This window comes from Pseudoxanthomonas suwonensis 11-1, assembly GCF_000185965.1.
GTDB classification, from domain to species: Bacteria; Pseudomonadota; Gammaproteobacteria; order Xanthomonadales; family Xanthomonadaceae; genus Pseudoxanthomonas; species Pseudoxanthomonas suwonensis_A.
Genome location: NC_014924.1, coordinates 307,454 through 322,789, shown reverse-complemented (window position 1 = coordinate 322,789; position 15,336 = coordinate 307,454). Strand labels below are relative to the sequence as shown.

The window sequence follows — 15,336 nt, the reverse complement described above, 5'->3', positions numbered from 1 at the left end:
AGGAGGCAGCAGGACGGGAGAAGCGGTGTGCGGATGCGCGCCGGATCAGGGCGTCATTGTCGCCGGAACCGGACCCTTGCCGTCGTCCTGCGCGCCGCCACGGCGGTAACGCGAGATGTCCAGGCCCTCGCGGCGGATGCCGGTGGGCTGGCGCGCGATCACGTCGGCCAGGTAGCGGCCGGAGCCGCAGGCCATGGTCCAGCCCAGGGTGCCGTGGCCGGTGTTGAGGAACAGGTTGCGCAAGCGGGTCTCGCCCACCACCGGGGTGCCGTCGGGCGTGGCCGGTCGCAGGCCGGTCCAGAACGAGGCCTGCGACAGGTCGCCGCCACGCGGGTAGAGATCGTTGACCACCTTCTCCAGGGTCGCACGCCGGCGCGGATCCAGGCCCAGGTCGAAGCCGGCCACCTCGGCCATGCCGCCGACGCGGATGCGCTGGTCGAAGCGGGTGATCGCGATCTTGTAGGTCTCGTCGAGGATGGTCGAGTTCGGGGCCATCGCCGGATCGGTGATGGGGATGGTCAGCGAGTAGCCCTTGAGCGGATATACCGGCAGGTCGATGCCCAGCGGGCGCAGCAGCTGCGGCGACCAGCTGCCCAGCGCCAGCACGTAGCGGTCGGCGGTTTCCAGGCGGCCGTCGATGCGCACGCCGGTGACGCGCTCGCCATCGGCCTCGATCGCCTCGATGCGGGCGCCGTAGCGGAACTCCACGCCCTGCGCCGCGGCCATCGCCGCCAGGCGCTCGCTGAAGAGCTGGCAGTCGCCAGTCTGGTCGCCGGGCAGGCGCAGGCCACCGACCAGGATGCCGGAGGTCGCGGCCAGCGCCGGTTCGACCCGGGCGATGCCGGCACGGTCCAGCACCTCGTAGGGCACGCCGGCCTGCTCCAGCACCGCGATGTCGCGCGCGGCGGCGTCAAGCTGGGCCTGGCTGCGGAACAGCTGGGTGGTGCCGAGCTTGCGGCCCTCCCACGCCAGGCCGGTCTCGCGGGCCAGCTCGTCCATGCAGTCGCGGCTGTACTCGGCCAGCCGCACCATCCGTTCCTTGTTGACCGCGTAGCGGCCGGCGGTGCAGTTGCGCAGCATCTGCCACAGCCAGCGGTACTGCTGAGGGTCGCTGGTCAGGCGGATCGCCAGCGGTGCGTGTTCCTGGAACAGCCACTTGAGTGCCTTCAGCGGCACGCCGGGGGCCGCCCACGGCGAGGCGTAGCCGGGGGAAACCTGGCCGGCGTTGGCGAAGCTGGTGGCGCGCGCCGGACCCGGCTCGCGATCAACCACGGTCACCTCGAAGCCCGCGCGGGCCAGGTACCACGCGCTGGTCACGCCGATCACGCCACTGCCAAGAACGAGAACCCGCTGCATCGCACCCCTCCGTCAGGAGCTTTCACTGCCCCGGAGCGCCGGAGCCATGGATTGCGCGCATACTACCGCCGGTATTCCGGGTTTTTATCCTGAATTTACTGGCCTGCGCAGGGCTTAATGCCGCGGCAGGCGCCTTCGACGGAGGTTTCCATGCCCGCACGCACCGATGCCACGCGCAGCGACCGCTCCCGCCGCCTGGACCGGATCGACCGCCACATCCTCCGCATCCTCCAGCAGGAGGGCCGGATCTCCTTCACCGAGCTGGGCGAGCGGGTCGGCCTGTCGACCACGCCCTGCACCGAGCGCGTGCGCCGGCTGGAGCGCGACGGGGTGATCAGCGGCTACCACGCGCGGCTCAACCCGCAGCATCTCGGCGCCAGCCTGCTGGTGTTCGTGCAGATCAGCCTGGCCTACAAGTCCGGCGACATCTTCGAGGAGTTCCGCCGCGCGGCGCTGAGGCTGCCCAACGTGCTGGAGTGCCACCTGATGTCCGGCGACTTCGACTACCTGATCAAGGCCCGCATCTCGGAGATGGCCTCCTACCGCAAGCTGCTGGGCAGCAGCCTGCTCACCCTGCCGCACGTGCGCGAGTCCAAGAGCTACATCGTGATGGAAGAGGTCAAGGAGACGCTGGCGCTGGAGGTGCCTGATTGAGGGGATTCGGGATTCGGGATTCGGGATTCGGGATTCGGGATTCGGGATTCGGGATTCGGGATTGGTGATTGGTGATTGGTGATTGGTGATTCGTGATGTGTAGCGGATGAGCGGAGCGCATCCGGGAGCGCCCATCGCGCACGCCAGGAGCGAAAAAAAACGGCGGCCCTGGGGCCGCCGTTCTTCATTGCATCGCCGGGGCCGCTCAGCGCGCCCAGCGCACCGCAGAGGCCGTGCGCGGCAGTACCTGCGCGGTCAGCGGGGTGTCCTTCTCGAGCAGGCCGATGGCGTTGGCGAGGATCGCCGCGGCCTCGCGCTGCAGCGGATCCGGGCGCTTCTCGGCGGCCTTCTCGCGCGCGGCGTCCTTGACCACGTCGCGCTCGGCGGCGGTCAGGCCGTCGTCGAAATCCTCGGCCAGCGGATCCAGGTCCAGGCCCTTCTCCTTGCGGATCGCCTGGCGCTCCTTGCGCTGCTTCTCCTGGCGCTCGCGCTCGGTGCGGCGTTCGTCCTCGTTGAGCGAGAGGTACTTCCTGGCTTTTTCCTCGCGGTAGCGGGCCACGTCCTCGCTCCACCACTGGAACTCGAGGTCGTCGGCGATGCGCCGCGCATGCAGCGCCTGCAGCTGCGGCAGCAGCGGCTGGAAGTTGCCGTAGCGGTCGTGCGGCACGGCGGCGATGCGGGTCCACGGCAGGGCGTTGTCGTAGGTGCTCTCGCCGAACTCGTTGGCGTCCACGCTCAGCGGATAGGCGATGTCCGGGACCACGCCCTTGTGCTGGGTGCTGCCGCCCTCGATGCGGAAGAACTGGGCGATCGTCAGCTTCACGTGGCCGAAGCGCGGGCCCTCGGAAGTCGGCCAGCGGTCCAGGTCGACCAGGTTCTGCACCGTGCCCTTGCCGAAGGTGGTCTCGCCGATGATCAGGGCGCGGCCGTAGTCCTGCATGGCGCCGGCGAAGATCTCCGAGGCCGAGGCCGAACCACGGTTGACCAGCACCGCCAGCGGGCCGTCCCAGGCCACGCCCGGCTTGTTGTCGCTGTTGACCGAGACGCGGCCGCCGGACTCGCGCACCTGCACCACCGGGCCGCGGTCGATGAACAGGCCGGTGAGCTGCACCGCCTCGTCCAGCGAACCGCCGCCGTTGTTGCGCAGGTCCAGGACCACGCCGTCGACCTTCTGCTCCTTGAACCGCGCCAGCAGGTCGGCGACGTCGCGGGTGGCGGAGGTGTAGTCGGTGCCATTGCGGCGGCGGCCCTCGAAGTCCTGGTAGAAGGTCGGCAGCTCGATCACGCCGATCTTGCGCGCCGGCAGGCCTTCCTGCGCCGGGATGTTGTACAGCTTGCTCTTGGCCGCCTGTTCGGACAGCTGCACCCGCGCGCGGGTCAGGGTCACGGTGCGGTGCTCGCCGTCGATGCCGTTCTCGGCCGGGATGTACTCCAGCCGCACCTGGGTGCCCTTGGCGCCGCGGATCTTGGCGACCACGTCGTCGATGCGCCAGCCGACCACGTCCTCGATCGCGCCGGACTTGCCCTGGCCCACGCCGACGATGCGGTCGCCGGCCTTGAGCGTGCCATCCATCGCGGCCGGGCCGCCCGGGATGATCTCGCGCACCACGACCACGTCCTCCTGGCGCTGCAGCTGGGCGCCGATGCCCTCCAGCGACAGCGACATGGCCTGGTTGAAGTTCTCGGCCGTGCGCGGGTTGAGGTAGTCGGTATGCGGGTCGATCGACGCGGTGTAGGCGTTGAGGAACAGCGAGAACACGTCCTCGCCCTTGAGCTGGTCGACCGAGCGCGCCAGCTGGGCGTAGCGCTTCTCCAGGGTCTTGCGGATCTCGGCCGGCTCCTTGCCGGCGAGCTTCAGCCGCAGCCAGTCGTTCATCACCGACTTGCGCCACACCTGGTCCAGCTCGGCGGCGTCGGCGGCCCACGGCGCGTGCTCGCGGTCGTACTCCCAGCGCTCCTCGCCGCTGAAGTCGAACTCGCCCTTCAGCAGCTTCTGGGCGTAGGCCACGCGCTCGACCACGCGCTCGCGGTAGACCTGGAACATGGCGAAGGCCGGGCTCGGGTCGCCGCCGCGCACCGCGTCGTCCATGCGCAGGCGGTAGGGCTCGAAGCGCTTGATGTCGTCGGCCGTGAAGAACTGCTTGCTGCCGTCCAGCGCCTCCAGGTAGCGACGGAAGATGTCCTCGGACATCGCATCGTCGGCCGGGCGCGGGCGGTAGGCGTAACGGCTGTCCGAAAGCAGGCCGTAGACCAGCTTGGAGGTCGTGGCCTGGTCCGCGGTGGGCGCCAGCCCGACCGAAGCGGGGGCTTCGTTGCGCGCGAGCAGGACCGCGGGGACGGCCAGCAGGAAGGCGAACAGGACAGCGGTGATTCTGGATTTCATGCAGGAGCTCGGGCCACGCAAGGCCGTTGGGGGTCGGGCGTCACGGATGTTCGGACCGCGGCCGGCGCTGGAAGTTGCCGGCCGCGCGCCAGGGCACGGATGACGTTCCACCGCAGGCTAGCCGCCGCGGCGTAGGGAAAAGTGAACAGGAACAGTGCGGCACCACGGGCGCGGCGGGCCCGGCGCCCGTGGCTGGCGATGGCCGCGCGCGGCCTCAGGCCGCCACCCCCGCGCCGGCCGCCTGGCGGTCGGCATGGTAGGACGAACGCACCATCGGCCCGGAGGCGACGTGGCTGAAGCCCAGCCCGTAACCGTACTCCTCCAGCGCCTTGAACTCCTCGGGCGTCCAGTAGCGCAGCACCGGGTGGTGGTGCGCGGTCGGCTGCAGGTACTGGCCGATGGTGACCATGTCCACGTCGTGCGCGCGCAGGTCGCGCAGGGTGGCCTGCACCTGCTCCATGGTCTCGCCCAGGCCGAGCATGATGCCGGACTTGGTCGGGATCGCCGGGTGCTGGGCCTTGAACTCCTTCAGCAGGGTCAGCGACCACTGGTAGTCCGCGCCCGGGCGCACGTTGCGGTACAGGTCCGGCACGGTCTCGATGTTGTGGTTGAACACGTCCGGCGGGTTCTGCGCCAGGATGCCCAGCGCGCGCTCCATGCGGCCCTTGCCGCGGAAGTCCGGGGTCAGGATCTCGATCCGGGTGCCGGGGGCGCGCTCGCGGATGGCGGCGATGCAGTCGACGAAGTGCTGGGCGCCGCCGTCGCGCAGGTCGTCGCGGTCGACGCTGGTCACCACCACGTACTTCAGCCCCATGTCGGCCACGGTGTTGCCCAGGTTCACCGGCTCCTGCGGATCCGGCGGCTTCGGGCGGCCGTGGGCCACGTCGCAGAACGAGCAGCGGCGGGTGCAGACCTCGCCGAGGATCATGAAGGTCGCCGTGCCGTGGCCGAAGCATTCGTGGATGTTCGGGCAGCTGGCCTCCTCGCACACCGTGACCAGGCGGTTCTCGCGCAGCTTGGCCTTGAGGTTCTGCACCGCGTTGCCCGACGGGATCCGCACCCGGATCCACGACGGCTTGCGCAGCACGGGAGCCTCGGCGAACTGCACCGGCGAACGGCCGATCTTGTCGCCACCCAGCTGCTTGGCCCCCGCCTCCAGCGGCGCGGCCGGCGCAGTTTCGGGAAGGACCTGGAGCGGGATGGTGCGGGGGGCAGGCGTACTCATGGCCCCTATTGTAGGCCCCCGCCGCGCGCCGCGCCCGGCGCCAGCGGTGCCGGGGCCGGAACGCCCGGAGTTGGTGGATGGAACGGAAAGGGCCCCCGGCAACGTGTGGCGCCCCCGGGACGGCTTCAGGCCGGTGGGAACAGGTCCAGGGCACGGGCAACCACGGGCTGTGCCCACGGCGGCGTAGCAGCGAGCTCCTCCTTCGTCGCCGGGAACAGCACCTTCCCGCCCTCGACTTCCAGCACCAGCTGCAGGTCGGCACCATCCCTGCCGGCCGGGCGGCTGTTGTCGTAGACGTGGAGCACTTCCAGGCCGGGCATGAGCGCGACCAGGTTCTGCACGGAGGAGACGTAGCGCGAACGGATCCTGTCTTCCGGGATGTCATGGCCGCCCCTGGCGACGCGTGCCGTTACCCGCTCGATGTGAAGCTCCGGACTGGCCAACCCGATGAACCAGATCTTTACCTGGTGGGTGTTGCAGGCTTCCCGCAGCAGGCGTGGGATCGTGTTGGCACCGAGCGTTGTCTCGAAAGCGTAGTCGGTGCCCCGTGCAATGGCCTTGACCAGGCGCCGCTTGCCCTCCGCCCAGGCCTCGCCGTTGGCCTCTTCCTGCGACATGCCGGTGGCCCGCATGAGCTCGCGGGCGTAGGTGTCGGGGTTGAACCAGGTCGCCCCCCTTGCCCCCAGGATGCCGTTGCCCAGCAGGCTGCTCTTGCCCGCGCCGTTGATACCGGCAAGGCAGAGGATCTCCGCCATGGATCAGAGCGACTCGCCGACCGGGACCCGGCCGCGATGGGCACGGTGGCGGGTAGCCGCCTTCAGGGTCTGCCCGTCCTCAAGCACCGCCAGCCGACGGTCGAACTCCGCCTGCAGGCGTGCCATTGCCAGCTGCCGCTGGGTCGCCGGATCGGGCCCTTCCGGTGCTTCGAACGGGAGGGGGGCGGCTTCTGCGGTGGACTTGCGAACACTGGAGGAAGCAGCCGCCACCAGGCTGGCGTAATGATCCGGATCAACGAGGACCGCAGCAGGGCGCTTGTGGTTGAGGATGAGCAGGGCGTTCTCCTTGCCGATCCGGCGCACCATTCCGGCCCAGTCGCTCTTGACCTCGGTCGAGGTCGCCACATCGAGCAAGTCGATCGTCATGCCGGCTTCCAGCTGGCCCCGGAGCGATCCCGCCGCGGCCTTGCGTACCGCAGCGGAAGACACGGCCTTCTTCCCGCTGGCAGGCAGCGGGGGGGAGCTCTTCCTGTGCCGCTGCGATGCGGGCGCCTTGACCGGGCGGACCATCACGTCACTCCATCGAGGAACTGCCGCCTACTCTATGCCAGAAATGGGCAAAATGGATGAATTCCCCATTTCTTCCATTTCCAGGCGACACGCACGGCCACTACGCGGGGGGAAAGTAATGCGGCAGCCACGGCCAGGCGTGCCGCGCGCAAAGCGCGGGGCCACCCAGCGTCCCGGCCGTCACGCCACCAGCTCGGGCAGTCCGGCCTGCGGCTGGAGCTCCAGGCCGAACTGGCGCGCGACCTGCGCCAGCAGCACCGGCTTGACCGCGCCCATCGAGGACGGGCCGCCGAGGTCCTGCACCGAGGTCACGCGCAGGCCCTGGTAGCCGCAGGGATTGATCCGGTGGAAGGGCTCCAGATCCATGCCGATGTTGAACGACAGGCCATGGAAGCTGCATCCGCGGCGCACGCGGATGCCCAGCGCCGCGACCTTGGCCCCGCCCACGTACACGCCGGGCGCGCCTTCCAGGCGCTCGCCGCCGATGTTCCACTCGTCGAGCGTGTCGATGATCGCCTGCTCGATCCGGCACACGTACTCGCGCACGCCCACGCCGATCCGGCGCAGGTCCAGCAGCGGGTAGAGCACGATCTGGCCCGGGCCGTGGTAGGTCACCTGGCCGCCGCGGTCCACGTGCAGCACCGGGATGTCGCCCGGCGCCAGCACGTGCTCCGGCTTGCCGGCCTGGCCCAGGGTGAACACCGGCTCGTGCTCGACCAGCCACAGCTCGTCCGGCGTGTCCTCGCCACGGGCATCGGTGAAGCGCTGCATCGCCCGCCACACCGGCTCGTAAGCCTGGCGGCCGAGGTCGAACACCCGCGCCGGGCGCGGCGCGCGCGACGGGGCGGCCGAGGCCTCGCAGGCGCTCACAGGGTCCACTTCACTTCCGGGTGGTCGCGCAGGGCCTGGTGGGCGCGCTCGTACTGCCCGCGGCTCTCGGCGCGGAAGCCGATGCGCACGGACACGTACCTGCCGTTGGAGGAGTGCTTCCACTGGATGCTCTCTTCCAGGACTTCCACGCCGGCGGCGGCCAGCAGCTTCGGCAGCTCGGTCTCCAGGCCCTTGTCGGCCGCGCCCATGGCGCTGAGCTCGAAGGTGCCGGGGAACTGGAAGCCGTGCTCGGGGTTGTCGGACTTGATTTCCATCGACGCATTATCGGGGCCTGGGCCCCCGAACCCAAGCACCACCCCCGCGCAACGCTGCGGTGCGGCCATGCACGCCCCCTGTACGCCCGCGCGCGGTCCAATATGGCTTCCCCCTTTCCGCCGGAACCCGCCGATGCCCGCCACCGCACGGATGCGATCGACGCGCGTCCTGTCCGCCGCGCTGCTCCTGCTGTCCCCCGCCCTCGCCGCCGCGCAGCAGTGCGACAGCAGCGTCCTCAGCGAGACCCCGCCGGCGGTCAACTTCCGCGTCGACAACGACCTGCTCGGTGGCGAGAAGCAGGACCAGGGCTACACCAACGGCGCGATGCTCACCCTGGTCTCGCCGAACCTGGCCGACTACACCGACGACCCCTGCCTGCCGGGCCTGGCGCGTTGGCTCAACCGCTACCTCGAGCGCCTGCAGCCCGGCGGCTTCGAGCAGCAGAACATGGTCTTCAGCATCGGCCAGGCCCTGTACACGCCTACCGACTACACCCGCACCGACCTGATCCTGGACGACCGTCCGTACGCGGCGATCCTGATGGCCCGGTTCGGCTACAACGCGCGCAACGGCGACGACCTGCGCACCACCCAGCTGCAACTTGGGGTGGTCGGGCCGATGGCGCTGGGCAGGCAGGTGCAGAATGCGGCCCACCACGTGTTCGAGGGCGAGGACTTCCGCGGCTGGGACAACCAGCTGGAGAACGAGCCGCTGGTCGGCGTGGTCCACGAGCGCATGCGTCGCTGGGGCGACGCCGGACGCAACGCCGGCGGCTGGGGCTGGGACGCGATCGCGCACTGGGGCGGCGCCCTCGGCAACCGCGCCACCTACCTCAACACCGGCCTGGAGGCACGCTGGGGCTGGCGCCTGCCGGACGACTTCGGCAGCACCCCGCTGCGCCCGGCCGGCGAGAACACCGCGCCCTCGCGCGGGCGCCGCTCGGGCTGGTCCTGGCACATGTTCGCCACCACCGACGTGCGCGCGGTGGCCCGCGACATCACCCTGGACGGCAACACCTTCCGCGACAGCCACAGCGTGGACAGGCGTCCGCTGGTGGGCGAGGTCGGCTACGGCATGGCCCTGACCCGCGGCCGCTGGAAGTTCGCCCTGGCGCGCTACCACGGCGCGCGCGAGTTCGAGGGCCAGGAGGAGCGGCCGGTGTTCGGCAGCTTCACCATCAGCCGGATGCTCTGACCCGGCAGGTCCGGCGCGCCGGGCGCCGGACCGTGCAACCGCCGCGATGGCGGCCGGATTCCTGCTTACTGGGCGACGACGACCGCGGCCGAGGGCACCCAGCCACGCTGGCCGACCTCGTTCTCCACCTCGAGCATCGCGCCCTGCTTGCTGCCGGTCGGGAACAGCAGCATGCCGGTGCGCAGCTCGGCCACCACCTCGGCATCGGCCGCCGGCTGCGCCAGCAGGCGCGCGGTACGGCGCAGGGCCAGCGTCTGGCTGGCGAGCAGCTCGCCCTCGGCATCCATGTCCAGGGGAGCGCCGGCAGGCGCGGCAACCTGAGCGGGAACGGCGACCGGGGCGGGTTCGACCACGACCTGCGGGGCGGGAGCCGGCTGCAAGGCGGTCGCCTGCTCCTCGACCTCTTCGACCTCCGCCACCGCCTGTTCCTGCTGCGCGCGCCGCGGGAGCAGCGAGCGCAGCCCCTGGCCGGCCGAAGTCGCCCTGGCCACGGACACATCACCTTCGGTCGCCACTGGCGCGGGCGCGCCGCCCCCCAATCCGGGCTTGAACATGCCCAAGGTGGAAGCCAGGGCCGACTGCCGCGAACCGCCGGCTCCACGCTGCCTGGCCAGGCGGCGAACGGCCGGCTCCATCTTCTCGTAGGCTTCTTCGTACGCCTGCTTGATGACCTTGCCGATCTCGGTGTTTTCCCAGCTGCTGTAGTGGATGCCGCCGCGGGCGCCATGGGCGTTGGACTGCGCGCGCAGCGCCGCCTCCCAGGCCTTGTCCGAGATCTTGGCCTCGCCGCTGGTGGTGATGACCTGCTCGGAGGTGCGGGCGTCGACCAGGGTCAGCACCACTTCCGCGTTCTGGCGGCGGGTGGAGACGCCGGCCTTGCCGCCGCCCATGCCCAGGAAGCCGCGCTTCTCGCCCTCGACGCCGAAGCTGCTGCCGCCGGCGTTGGCGTTCTGCGAGACGATGTCCGGGATCAGCACGAAGTCGGCCGAACGGATCTGGCCGCCACCGACGTTGTGGCCGGCACGCAGTTGCCCGGCGGCCGCCAGTTCCTGTTCCTCGCGGATCGCGGCCAGGCCGGCGCCGCGGTCGACCACGGTGAAGCAGCGCGAGTCGTTGACCATGACCCGCAACATGCGGGTCGGGGCCGACAGGCCGTAGGCGGACCACAGCTCGGCGCCGTCGTCGGGTTCGGAGATGCGCACCGAGCCGATCGGCTCGGAACAGCCGCCGCCGAACAGGCCGGCATGGGCCTCCGGCGCGAAGGCGGCGGCCAGCAGGCCACAAAGCGCGAGGGCGCGGGTCGGAAAGTGCTGGTAACTCATGATCCCCTGGAAGACTGGCGTGCCCGGGTGGACAGCGGAGATCAAAGTCTAACGAAACCTTCATCAGCATGAACAATTGCTGACACCCACTCCCCGAGGGTGCGCCACTCAATGCGCAACACCGCCGCCCCTGGACCTGCGGCCACGGACCGGTCCCTCGCGGCCGGCAGGGCGGCTCCGGGCTTCCTGCGAAGGCGCCGGATCCGGTGACGCGGCTGTCCCGCCGGCGAGGGCCCGCACCGCCCGGTCCACCCGCAGCGCGCGGGCTGCGGCGGCCTCGGCCGAGTCCTCGGACCATCCACCCAGGCGGACCACCAGGTCGGTATAGGCCTGCAGGTAGGCGAAGGCGACGACCTGGCCGTGCTCGGTGCTGGCATAGCCGCCGACGCCGGCCGAGCGCAGGCCGCCGGCGGTGAACAGGGTGCCGCTGGCACCGGCGCGCAGCTGGTCGCGGCTGGCGCTGCCGGACACGGCAACGCGGCCGGTACCGCGCTGGTCGACCAGGGTCAGCACCACTTCCACGGCCTGTGCCGGGGGCGTCGGCTCGTCGGCAGGTCCACTCCGGCTCTCGCCCGGGGCCAGGTCCGGTTCCAGGACGAAGTCGGCCGCCGCCGGCGGAAGCTGGCCGGCCCCGTCGGCGACCTGCGAACCGGGACCGACGCCGTGGTCGCGCAGGGTGAAACAGCGCGAACGGGCCACCAGCACGCCGACCAGCCGCGACGGCGGCGGCAGCTGGTGGCGCCTCCGCCAGTTCTCCGCGTCCGCCGGTTCGGTTACCGACACGGTACCCAGCGGCACCCGGCAGACCGGGATCTGCGCCACCGGATGGGAAACCTCGTGGGACTGCTGCGCGGGCTGTGCGCGCGAGCCGGCCGCTGCCGGACCGGTCAGTGCTACCGCTACCAGGAACGCGGCGTACGCGCCCCATGCATTCCAATTGCCCATGTGCCCCCCGTCCGTCCCAGTGGGTACCGGCGCTCCGCGCCCAGGCGCGCAGCCCGGAGGCGGCGCGTGCGGCCAAGCATAAGCCAGCGGGCGCGCGCGGTTGGAGAACTGCCGCACAGGTTCGGACCCCGGATACGAAGACAGCCGGCGCGGGGCCGGCTGTCCAGGGATCATGCGGGGCGGTCGGGGCTCACTCCGACTCCCACCACATCCAGAAGGCATCCCACAGGCGCTTGAAGAAGCCGGCTTCCTCGACCGCGTTGGCGGCGACCAGCGGCGCCTCGGCCACGACCTGTCCATCCAGCGACACCTTGACCGTGCCGATCTGCTGGCCGGCGGCAATCGGCGCCACCAGCGAGCGCGGCACTTCCATCGCCGGCTTGAGGTCGCCGTAGCGGCCGCGACCCACGCTCACCAGCAGCGGCTCGGCCACGCCCAGCTGCACCTGGTCGGCCTTGCCCTTCCACACCTTCAGCGAGGCCACCGGCTTGCCGGGCTCGTACAGGCGGTGGGTCTCGTGGAAGCGGAAGCCCCAGTTCAGCAGGGCCAGGCTGTCGTCGGCGCGCTGGCGCTCGGAGGCGCCGCCCATCAGCACCGCGACCAGGCGCTGGTCGCCGCGCTGGGCCGAGCTCATCAGGCAGTAGCCGGCCTTGGAGTGGTGGCCGGTCTTGATGCCGTCGACCGAGGAATCGCGCCACAGCAGCAGGTTGCGGTTCGGCTGGGTGATGCCGTTGACCGTGAATTCCTTGATCTTGTTGTACCCGTACTGCTCCGGGTAGTCGCGCACGAAGGCACGGCCAAGCAGGGCCAGGTCGCGCGCGGTGCTGTAGTGCCCTTCGGCGGACAGGCCGTGCGCGTTGACGAAGTGGCTGTTCTTCATGCCGATCTTCGCCGCGTAGCTGTTCATCAGGTCGGCGAAGGCCTCCTGGGTGCCGGCGACGTGCTCGGCCAGCGCGATCGCGGCGTCGTTGCCCGACTGCACCGCCATGCCCTTTTCCATCTCCACCAGCGGTGCGGTCTGGTTGACCGGGAAGCCGCTGAAGCTGCCGTCGGTGCGGGCGCCGCCCTCGCGCCAGGCGCGCTCGCTCATCAGCACCTGGTCGTCGGGCTTGACCCGGCCGGCGGCCATTTCCGCGGCGATCACGTAGGAGGTCATCACCTTGGTGATGCTGGCCGGCTCGACCTGCTCGTCCACGTTCTCGCCGGCCAGGACCTGGCCGGTGGCGTAGTCCATCACCAGCCACGCGGTGGCCTGGGAGGGACGCGGGGCGGGCGGGATCGCGACCGCCTGCGCGGCCGGTGCGGCCCCGGCGGGCTGCGGTGCGGGTGCCGGGGCCTGGGCGAAGGCCAGGCCGAAGGCGAAGGTGGCGGCCGCGGCGAGGACGGTCAGCGGACCGGTGGGACGGAACTTCATGGAAACAGGAACTCCTGCGGCAACCGGCCTGGGGCCGGGCGGAAAGGAAGGATCAAGCGGACGATTGTAAGCCCGCGCTCAGTCGCGGACCGGCTGCGGGGTACCGAAACCCAGACCGGCGATGCGCAGCGCAAGTTCCGCCGGGTCGCCGGCGGCCGGCACCCGCAGGCGCCACAGCGTGCGTCCGCCGCTGGTCGCGTCCTCGATGCGCGCCTCGCTGATGCCGGCGGCCAGCAGCCGTTCCAGCGCCCGGCGCGCATTGTCGGCGCTGGAGAAGCTGGCGACCTGCAGCAGCTGCGCCGAGGGCGAGATCACCGACGGTGCGGCGTGGACTGAAGCAGCAACAGGCGCGGCGGCGGGCGCACTGGCAACGGCGGGCGGTTCGTTCGCGACCGGCGGCGCTTCTTCCGGCAGCGCCTGGACCAGCTGGTCCAGCGCGGTGGCCGGGGTCGCCGGCGCGGTCTGCGCAGGCGCCGCGGCGACCTGGGCCGGCGCGGGGACAGCGGCGGGCCTTGCCGCGTAACGGGTGCCGTCGTCCTCGCCCGGGACCAGCGCGCGTACCTCGACCCGGCCGGTACCGCGGGCGACGATGCCCAGCTTCACCGCGGCGGCGTAGCTGAGGTCGATCACCCGGCCATCGTGGAACGGGCCGCGGTCGTTGACCCGCACCACCACCGACTTGCCGTTGTCCAGGTTGGTGACCCGGGCGAAGCTCGGCAGCGGCAGGGTCTTGTGCGCGGCGCTGAAGGTGTACATGTCGTACACCTCCTGGTTGGAGGTGCGGCGGCCGTGGAACTTGCTGCCGTAGTACGAGGCGATGCCCTGCTCGACGTAGCCGTGCGGGCGGTCCATGACCTTGTACTGCTTGCCCAGCACCGTGTACGGCGAGCGGTTGCCCACCGGCGAGCGCGGCAGGTCGACCACCACCGGCTCGGGGATGCAGTCCACGTCGGGCACGTAGTCCGGGGTGCGGTCGGGCACGCCCGGCTTGTACAGGCCGCCGGCGGTGTAGTCGCCGCGGGTGGACGGATCCTCCTGCGCCGGCGCGTACGGCGAGACGCCACTGCAGCGGCCGTCCGCAGCGGACGGGGACGCCACCTTGTCGCCCTTCGCAGGCGACGGCGCACTGGCCTTCTTCGGCGCGCTGCCGCACGCGGCCAGCACCAGCATGGCCAGGACCGCGGCCATGCGCAGGACTGCCTGCGAGGGCCGGCGCGCGGTCATGCCGGCGGGATCTCCCGCCCGGCGATCGCCTCCGACAGCTGGAACACCGCCATCGCGTACATCTTGGAGATGTTGTAGCGGGTGATCGCGTAGTAGTTCTGGAAACCCAGCCAGTACTGCGGGCCGCTGCTGCCCTCCAGGCTGATGGGGGTGGCGGTGGCGCCGTCCGGCACCGGCAGCTGCGGCCGGTAGCCGCGCGCGGCCAGGTCGGCGAGGGTGTGGGTCGGCTTCCACTCGCTCGGGTCGAACGGCTCGCGGCCCGGCTCGAGCGTGGCCGGCACCGCGACCAGGCCGCCGCGCACCCAGCCGCCCTTCTTCACGAAGTAGTTGGCGACCGAGGCGAACACGTCGTCGAGGCTGCCGAACAGGTCGCGGCGGCCGTCGCCGTCGCCATCGACCGCGAAGTCGCGGTAGCTCGACGGCATGAACTGGCCCATGCCCATGGCGCCGGCATAGCTGCCCTTGAGCGTGGTGATGTCCAGGTTCTCCTCGCGCGCCAGCGCGAACAGCTGCGCCAGCTCCTCGCGGAAGAACAGCTCGCGCCGCACCTCGCGCTCGAGCTTGGCCGGGTCGCCGCTACGCGGATAGCGGAAGGCCAGGGTGTAGAGCGCATCCAGCACCGAGTAGCGGCCGGTGTTGCCGCCGTAGCTGGTCTCCACGCCGATGATCGCGACGATCACCTCGGCGGGCACGCCGGTATCGGCCTCGACCTTGGCCAGCTTGACCCGGTTCTGCCCGAGGAAGCGGCGGCCGCCGTCGATCCGGGCCTGGCTGATGAACAGCGGCCGGTACTCGTGCCACGGCTTGACCCGCTCGGCCGGGCGCGACATCGCGTTGACCACGCTGTCGAGGAAGCTGGCCCCGGCCAGGGTGGCCTCGATCTCGGCGGCGGGAATGCCGTAGCGCTCGCTGGTATCGGCGATGAAGCGCGCGCGCGCCACCTCGAACGGCACCGGGGTCAGGTCCACCGGCGGCGCCTGCACGGTCTCGGGCCGGGCTTCGGCCGGGGTCGCGGGGACGTTCGGCACCGCGGCCGGCGGGTTGGAGACGACACCGGCGCGGGGCGTGCAGCCCAGCAATCCGGCGAGGATGAGGCCGGTCAGCAGACGGCCGCGCGTTGCGGGCTTCTTGATCATCGAAGGCAGGTTAGCATGCGTGCGCAAGCCCATGCAGCCATTGGGATTTTC

14 protein-coding genes are annotated in these 15,336 nt (G+C 71.0%); 2 read left to right on the top strand and 12 right to left on the bottom strand.

The features are described from left to right. Positions 1-45 precede the first annotated feature (45 nt). Positions 46-1,356: a D-amino acid dehydrogenase gene (locus PSESU_RS01445; protein ID WP_013533983.1), complete on the bottom strand. Its 1,311-nt coding sequence runs from the start codon at positions 1,354-1,356 to the stop codon at positions 46-48. A 150-nt stretch (positions 1,357-1,506) separates the two neighbouring features. Between PSESU_RS01445 and PSESU_RS01440 the strand changes: the two genes are divergently transcribed. Then, a complete protein-coding gene (locus tag PSESU_RS01440; RefSeq protein WP_013533982.1) occupies positions 1,507-2,010 on the top strand; it encodes a winged helix-turn-helix transcriptional regulator in 504 nt (167 codons plus the stop codon). A 205-nt stretch (positions 2,011-2,215) separates the two neighbouring features. On the opposite strand, the gene PSESU_RS01435 is transcribed toward PSESU_RS01440, so the two are convergent. The 6 genes from PSESU_RS01435 to PSESU_RS01410 all read right to left on the bottom strand — a co-directional run bounded on the left by PSESU_RS01435 (position 2,216) and on the right by PSESU_RS01410 (position 8,049). Continuing rightward, a complete protein-coding gene (locus PSESU_RS01435) occupies positions 2,216-4,393 on the bottom strand; it encodes a carboxy terminal-processing peptidase (RefSeq protein ID WP_013533981.1) in 2,178 nt (725 codons plus the stop codon). A 214-nt stretch (positions 4,394-4,607) separates the two neighbouring features. After that, positions 4,608-5,618, bottom strand: a complete 1,011-nt coding sequence (gene lipA, locus PSESU_RS01430; RefSeq protein WP_013533980.1) for a lipoyl synthase — start codon at positions 5,616-5,618, stop codon at positions 4,608-4,610. 125 nt (positions 5,619-5,743) lie between these two features. Next, positions 5,744-6,373: an AAA family ATPase gene (locus PSESU_RS01425; RefSeq protein WP_013533979.1), complete on the bottom strand. Its 630-nt coding sequence runs from the start codon at positions 6,371-6,373 to the stop codon at positions 5,744-5,746. Between the two features lie 3 nt (positions 6,374-6,376). Beyond that, positions 6,377-6,904 (bottom strand): hypothetical protein, encoded by a 528-nt coding sequence (locus tag PSESU_RS01420; protein ID WP_013533978.1) that lies wholly within the window; start codon positions 6,902-6,904, stop codon positions 6,377-6,379. A 180-nt stretch (positions 6,905-7,084) separates the two neighbouring features. Next, a complete protein-coding gene (gene lipB / locus PSESU_RS01415) occupies positions 7,085-7,783 on the bottom strand; it encodes a lipoyl(octanoyl) transferase LipB (protein ID WP_041763735.1) in 699 nt (232 codons plus the stop codon). Then, the gene (locus PSESU_RS01410) at positions 7,771-8,049 is read right to left on the bottom strand and encodes a DUF493 family protein (RefSeq protein WP_041763732.1); all 279 of its coding nucleotides are present in this window, start codon (positions 8,047-8,049) and stop codon (positions 7,771-7,773) included. Before PSESU_RS01410 ends, lipB begins: the two co-directional genes overlap by 13 nt. A gap of 151 nt (positions 8,050-8,200) precedes the next feature. On the opposite strand from PSESU_RS01410, the gene PSESU_RS01405 reads away from it, so the two are divergent. Continuing rightward, on the top strand, positions 8,201-9,244 hold the full coding sequence (locus PSESU_RS01405) for a lipid A deacylase LpxR family protein (protein ID WP_041764306.1): 1,044 nt from the start codon (positions 8,201-8,203) through the stop codon (positions 9,242-9,244). 65 nt (positions 9,245-9,309) lie between these two features. Here PSESU_RS01405 and PSESU_RS15595 read toward each other — a convergent pair whose 3' ends face one another. From PSESU_RS15595 to mltB, 5 genes are all read right to left on the bottom strand, one after another. Then, on the bottom strand, positions 9,310-10,566 hold the full coding sequence (locus tag PSESU_RS15595) for a CsgG/HfaB family protein (protein ID WP_013533974.1): 1,257 nt from the start codon (positions 10,564-10,566) through the stop codon (positions 9,310-9,312). A 108-nt stretch (positions 10,567-10,674) separates the two neighbouring features. Then, on the bottom strand, positions 10,675-11,511 hold the full coding sequence (locus tag PSESU_RS01395; protein WP_013533973.1) for a hypothetical protein: 837 nt from the start codon (positions 11,509-11,511) through the stop codon (positions 10,675-10,677). Positions 11,512-11,701: 190 nt separating this feature from the next. Beyond that, positions 11,702-12,925: a D-alanyl-D-alanine carboxypeptidase family protein gene (locus tag PSESU_RS01390; RefSeq protein ID WP_013533972.1), complete on the bottom strand. Its 1,224-nt coding sequence runs from the start codon at positions 12,923-12,925 to the stop codon at positions 11,702-11,704. Positions 12,926-13,003: 78 nt separating this feature from the next. Then, positions 13,004-14,149: a septal ring lytic transglycosylase RlpA family protein gene (locus PSESU_RS01385; protein ID WP_013533971.1), complete on the bottom strand. Its 1,146-nt coding sequence runs from the start codon at positions 14,147-14,149 to the stop codon at positions 13,004-13,006. Next, a complete protein-coding gene (gene mltB, locus PSESU_RS01380; protein ID WP_041763730.1) occupies positions 14,146-15,285 on the bottom strand; it encodes a lytic murein transglycosylase B in 1,140 nt (379 codons plus the stop codon). Before mltB ends, PSESU_RS01385 begins: the two co-directional genes overlap by 4 nt. Between the last annotated feature and the right edge of the window lie 51 nt (positions 15,286-15,336).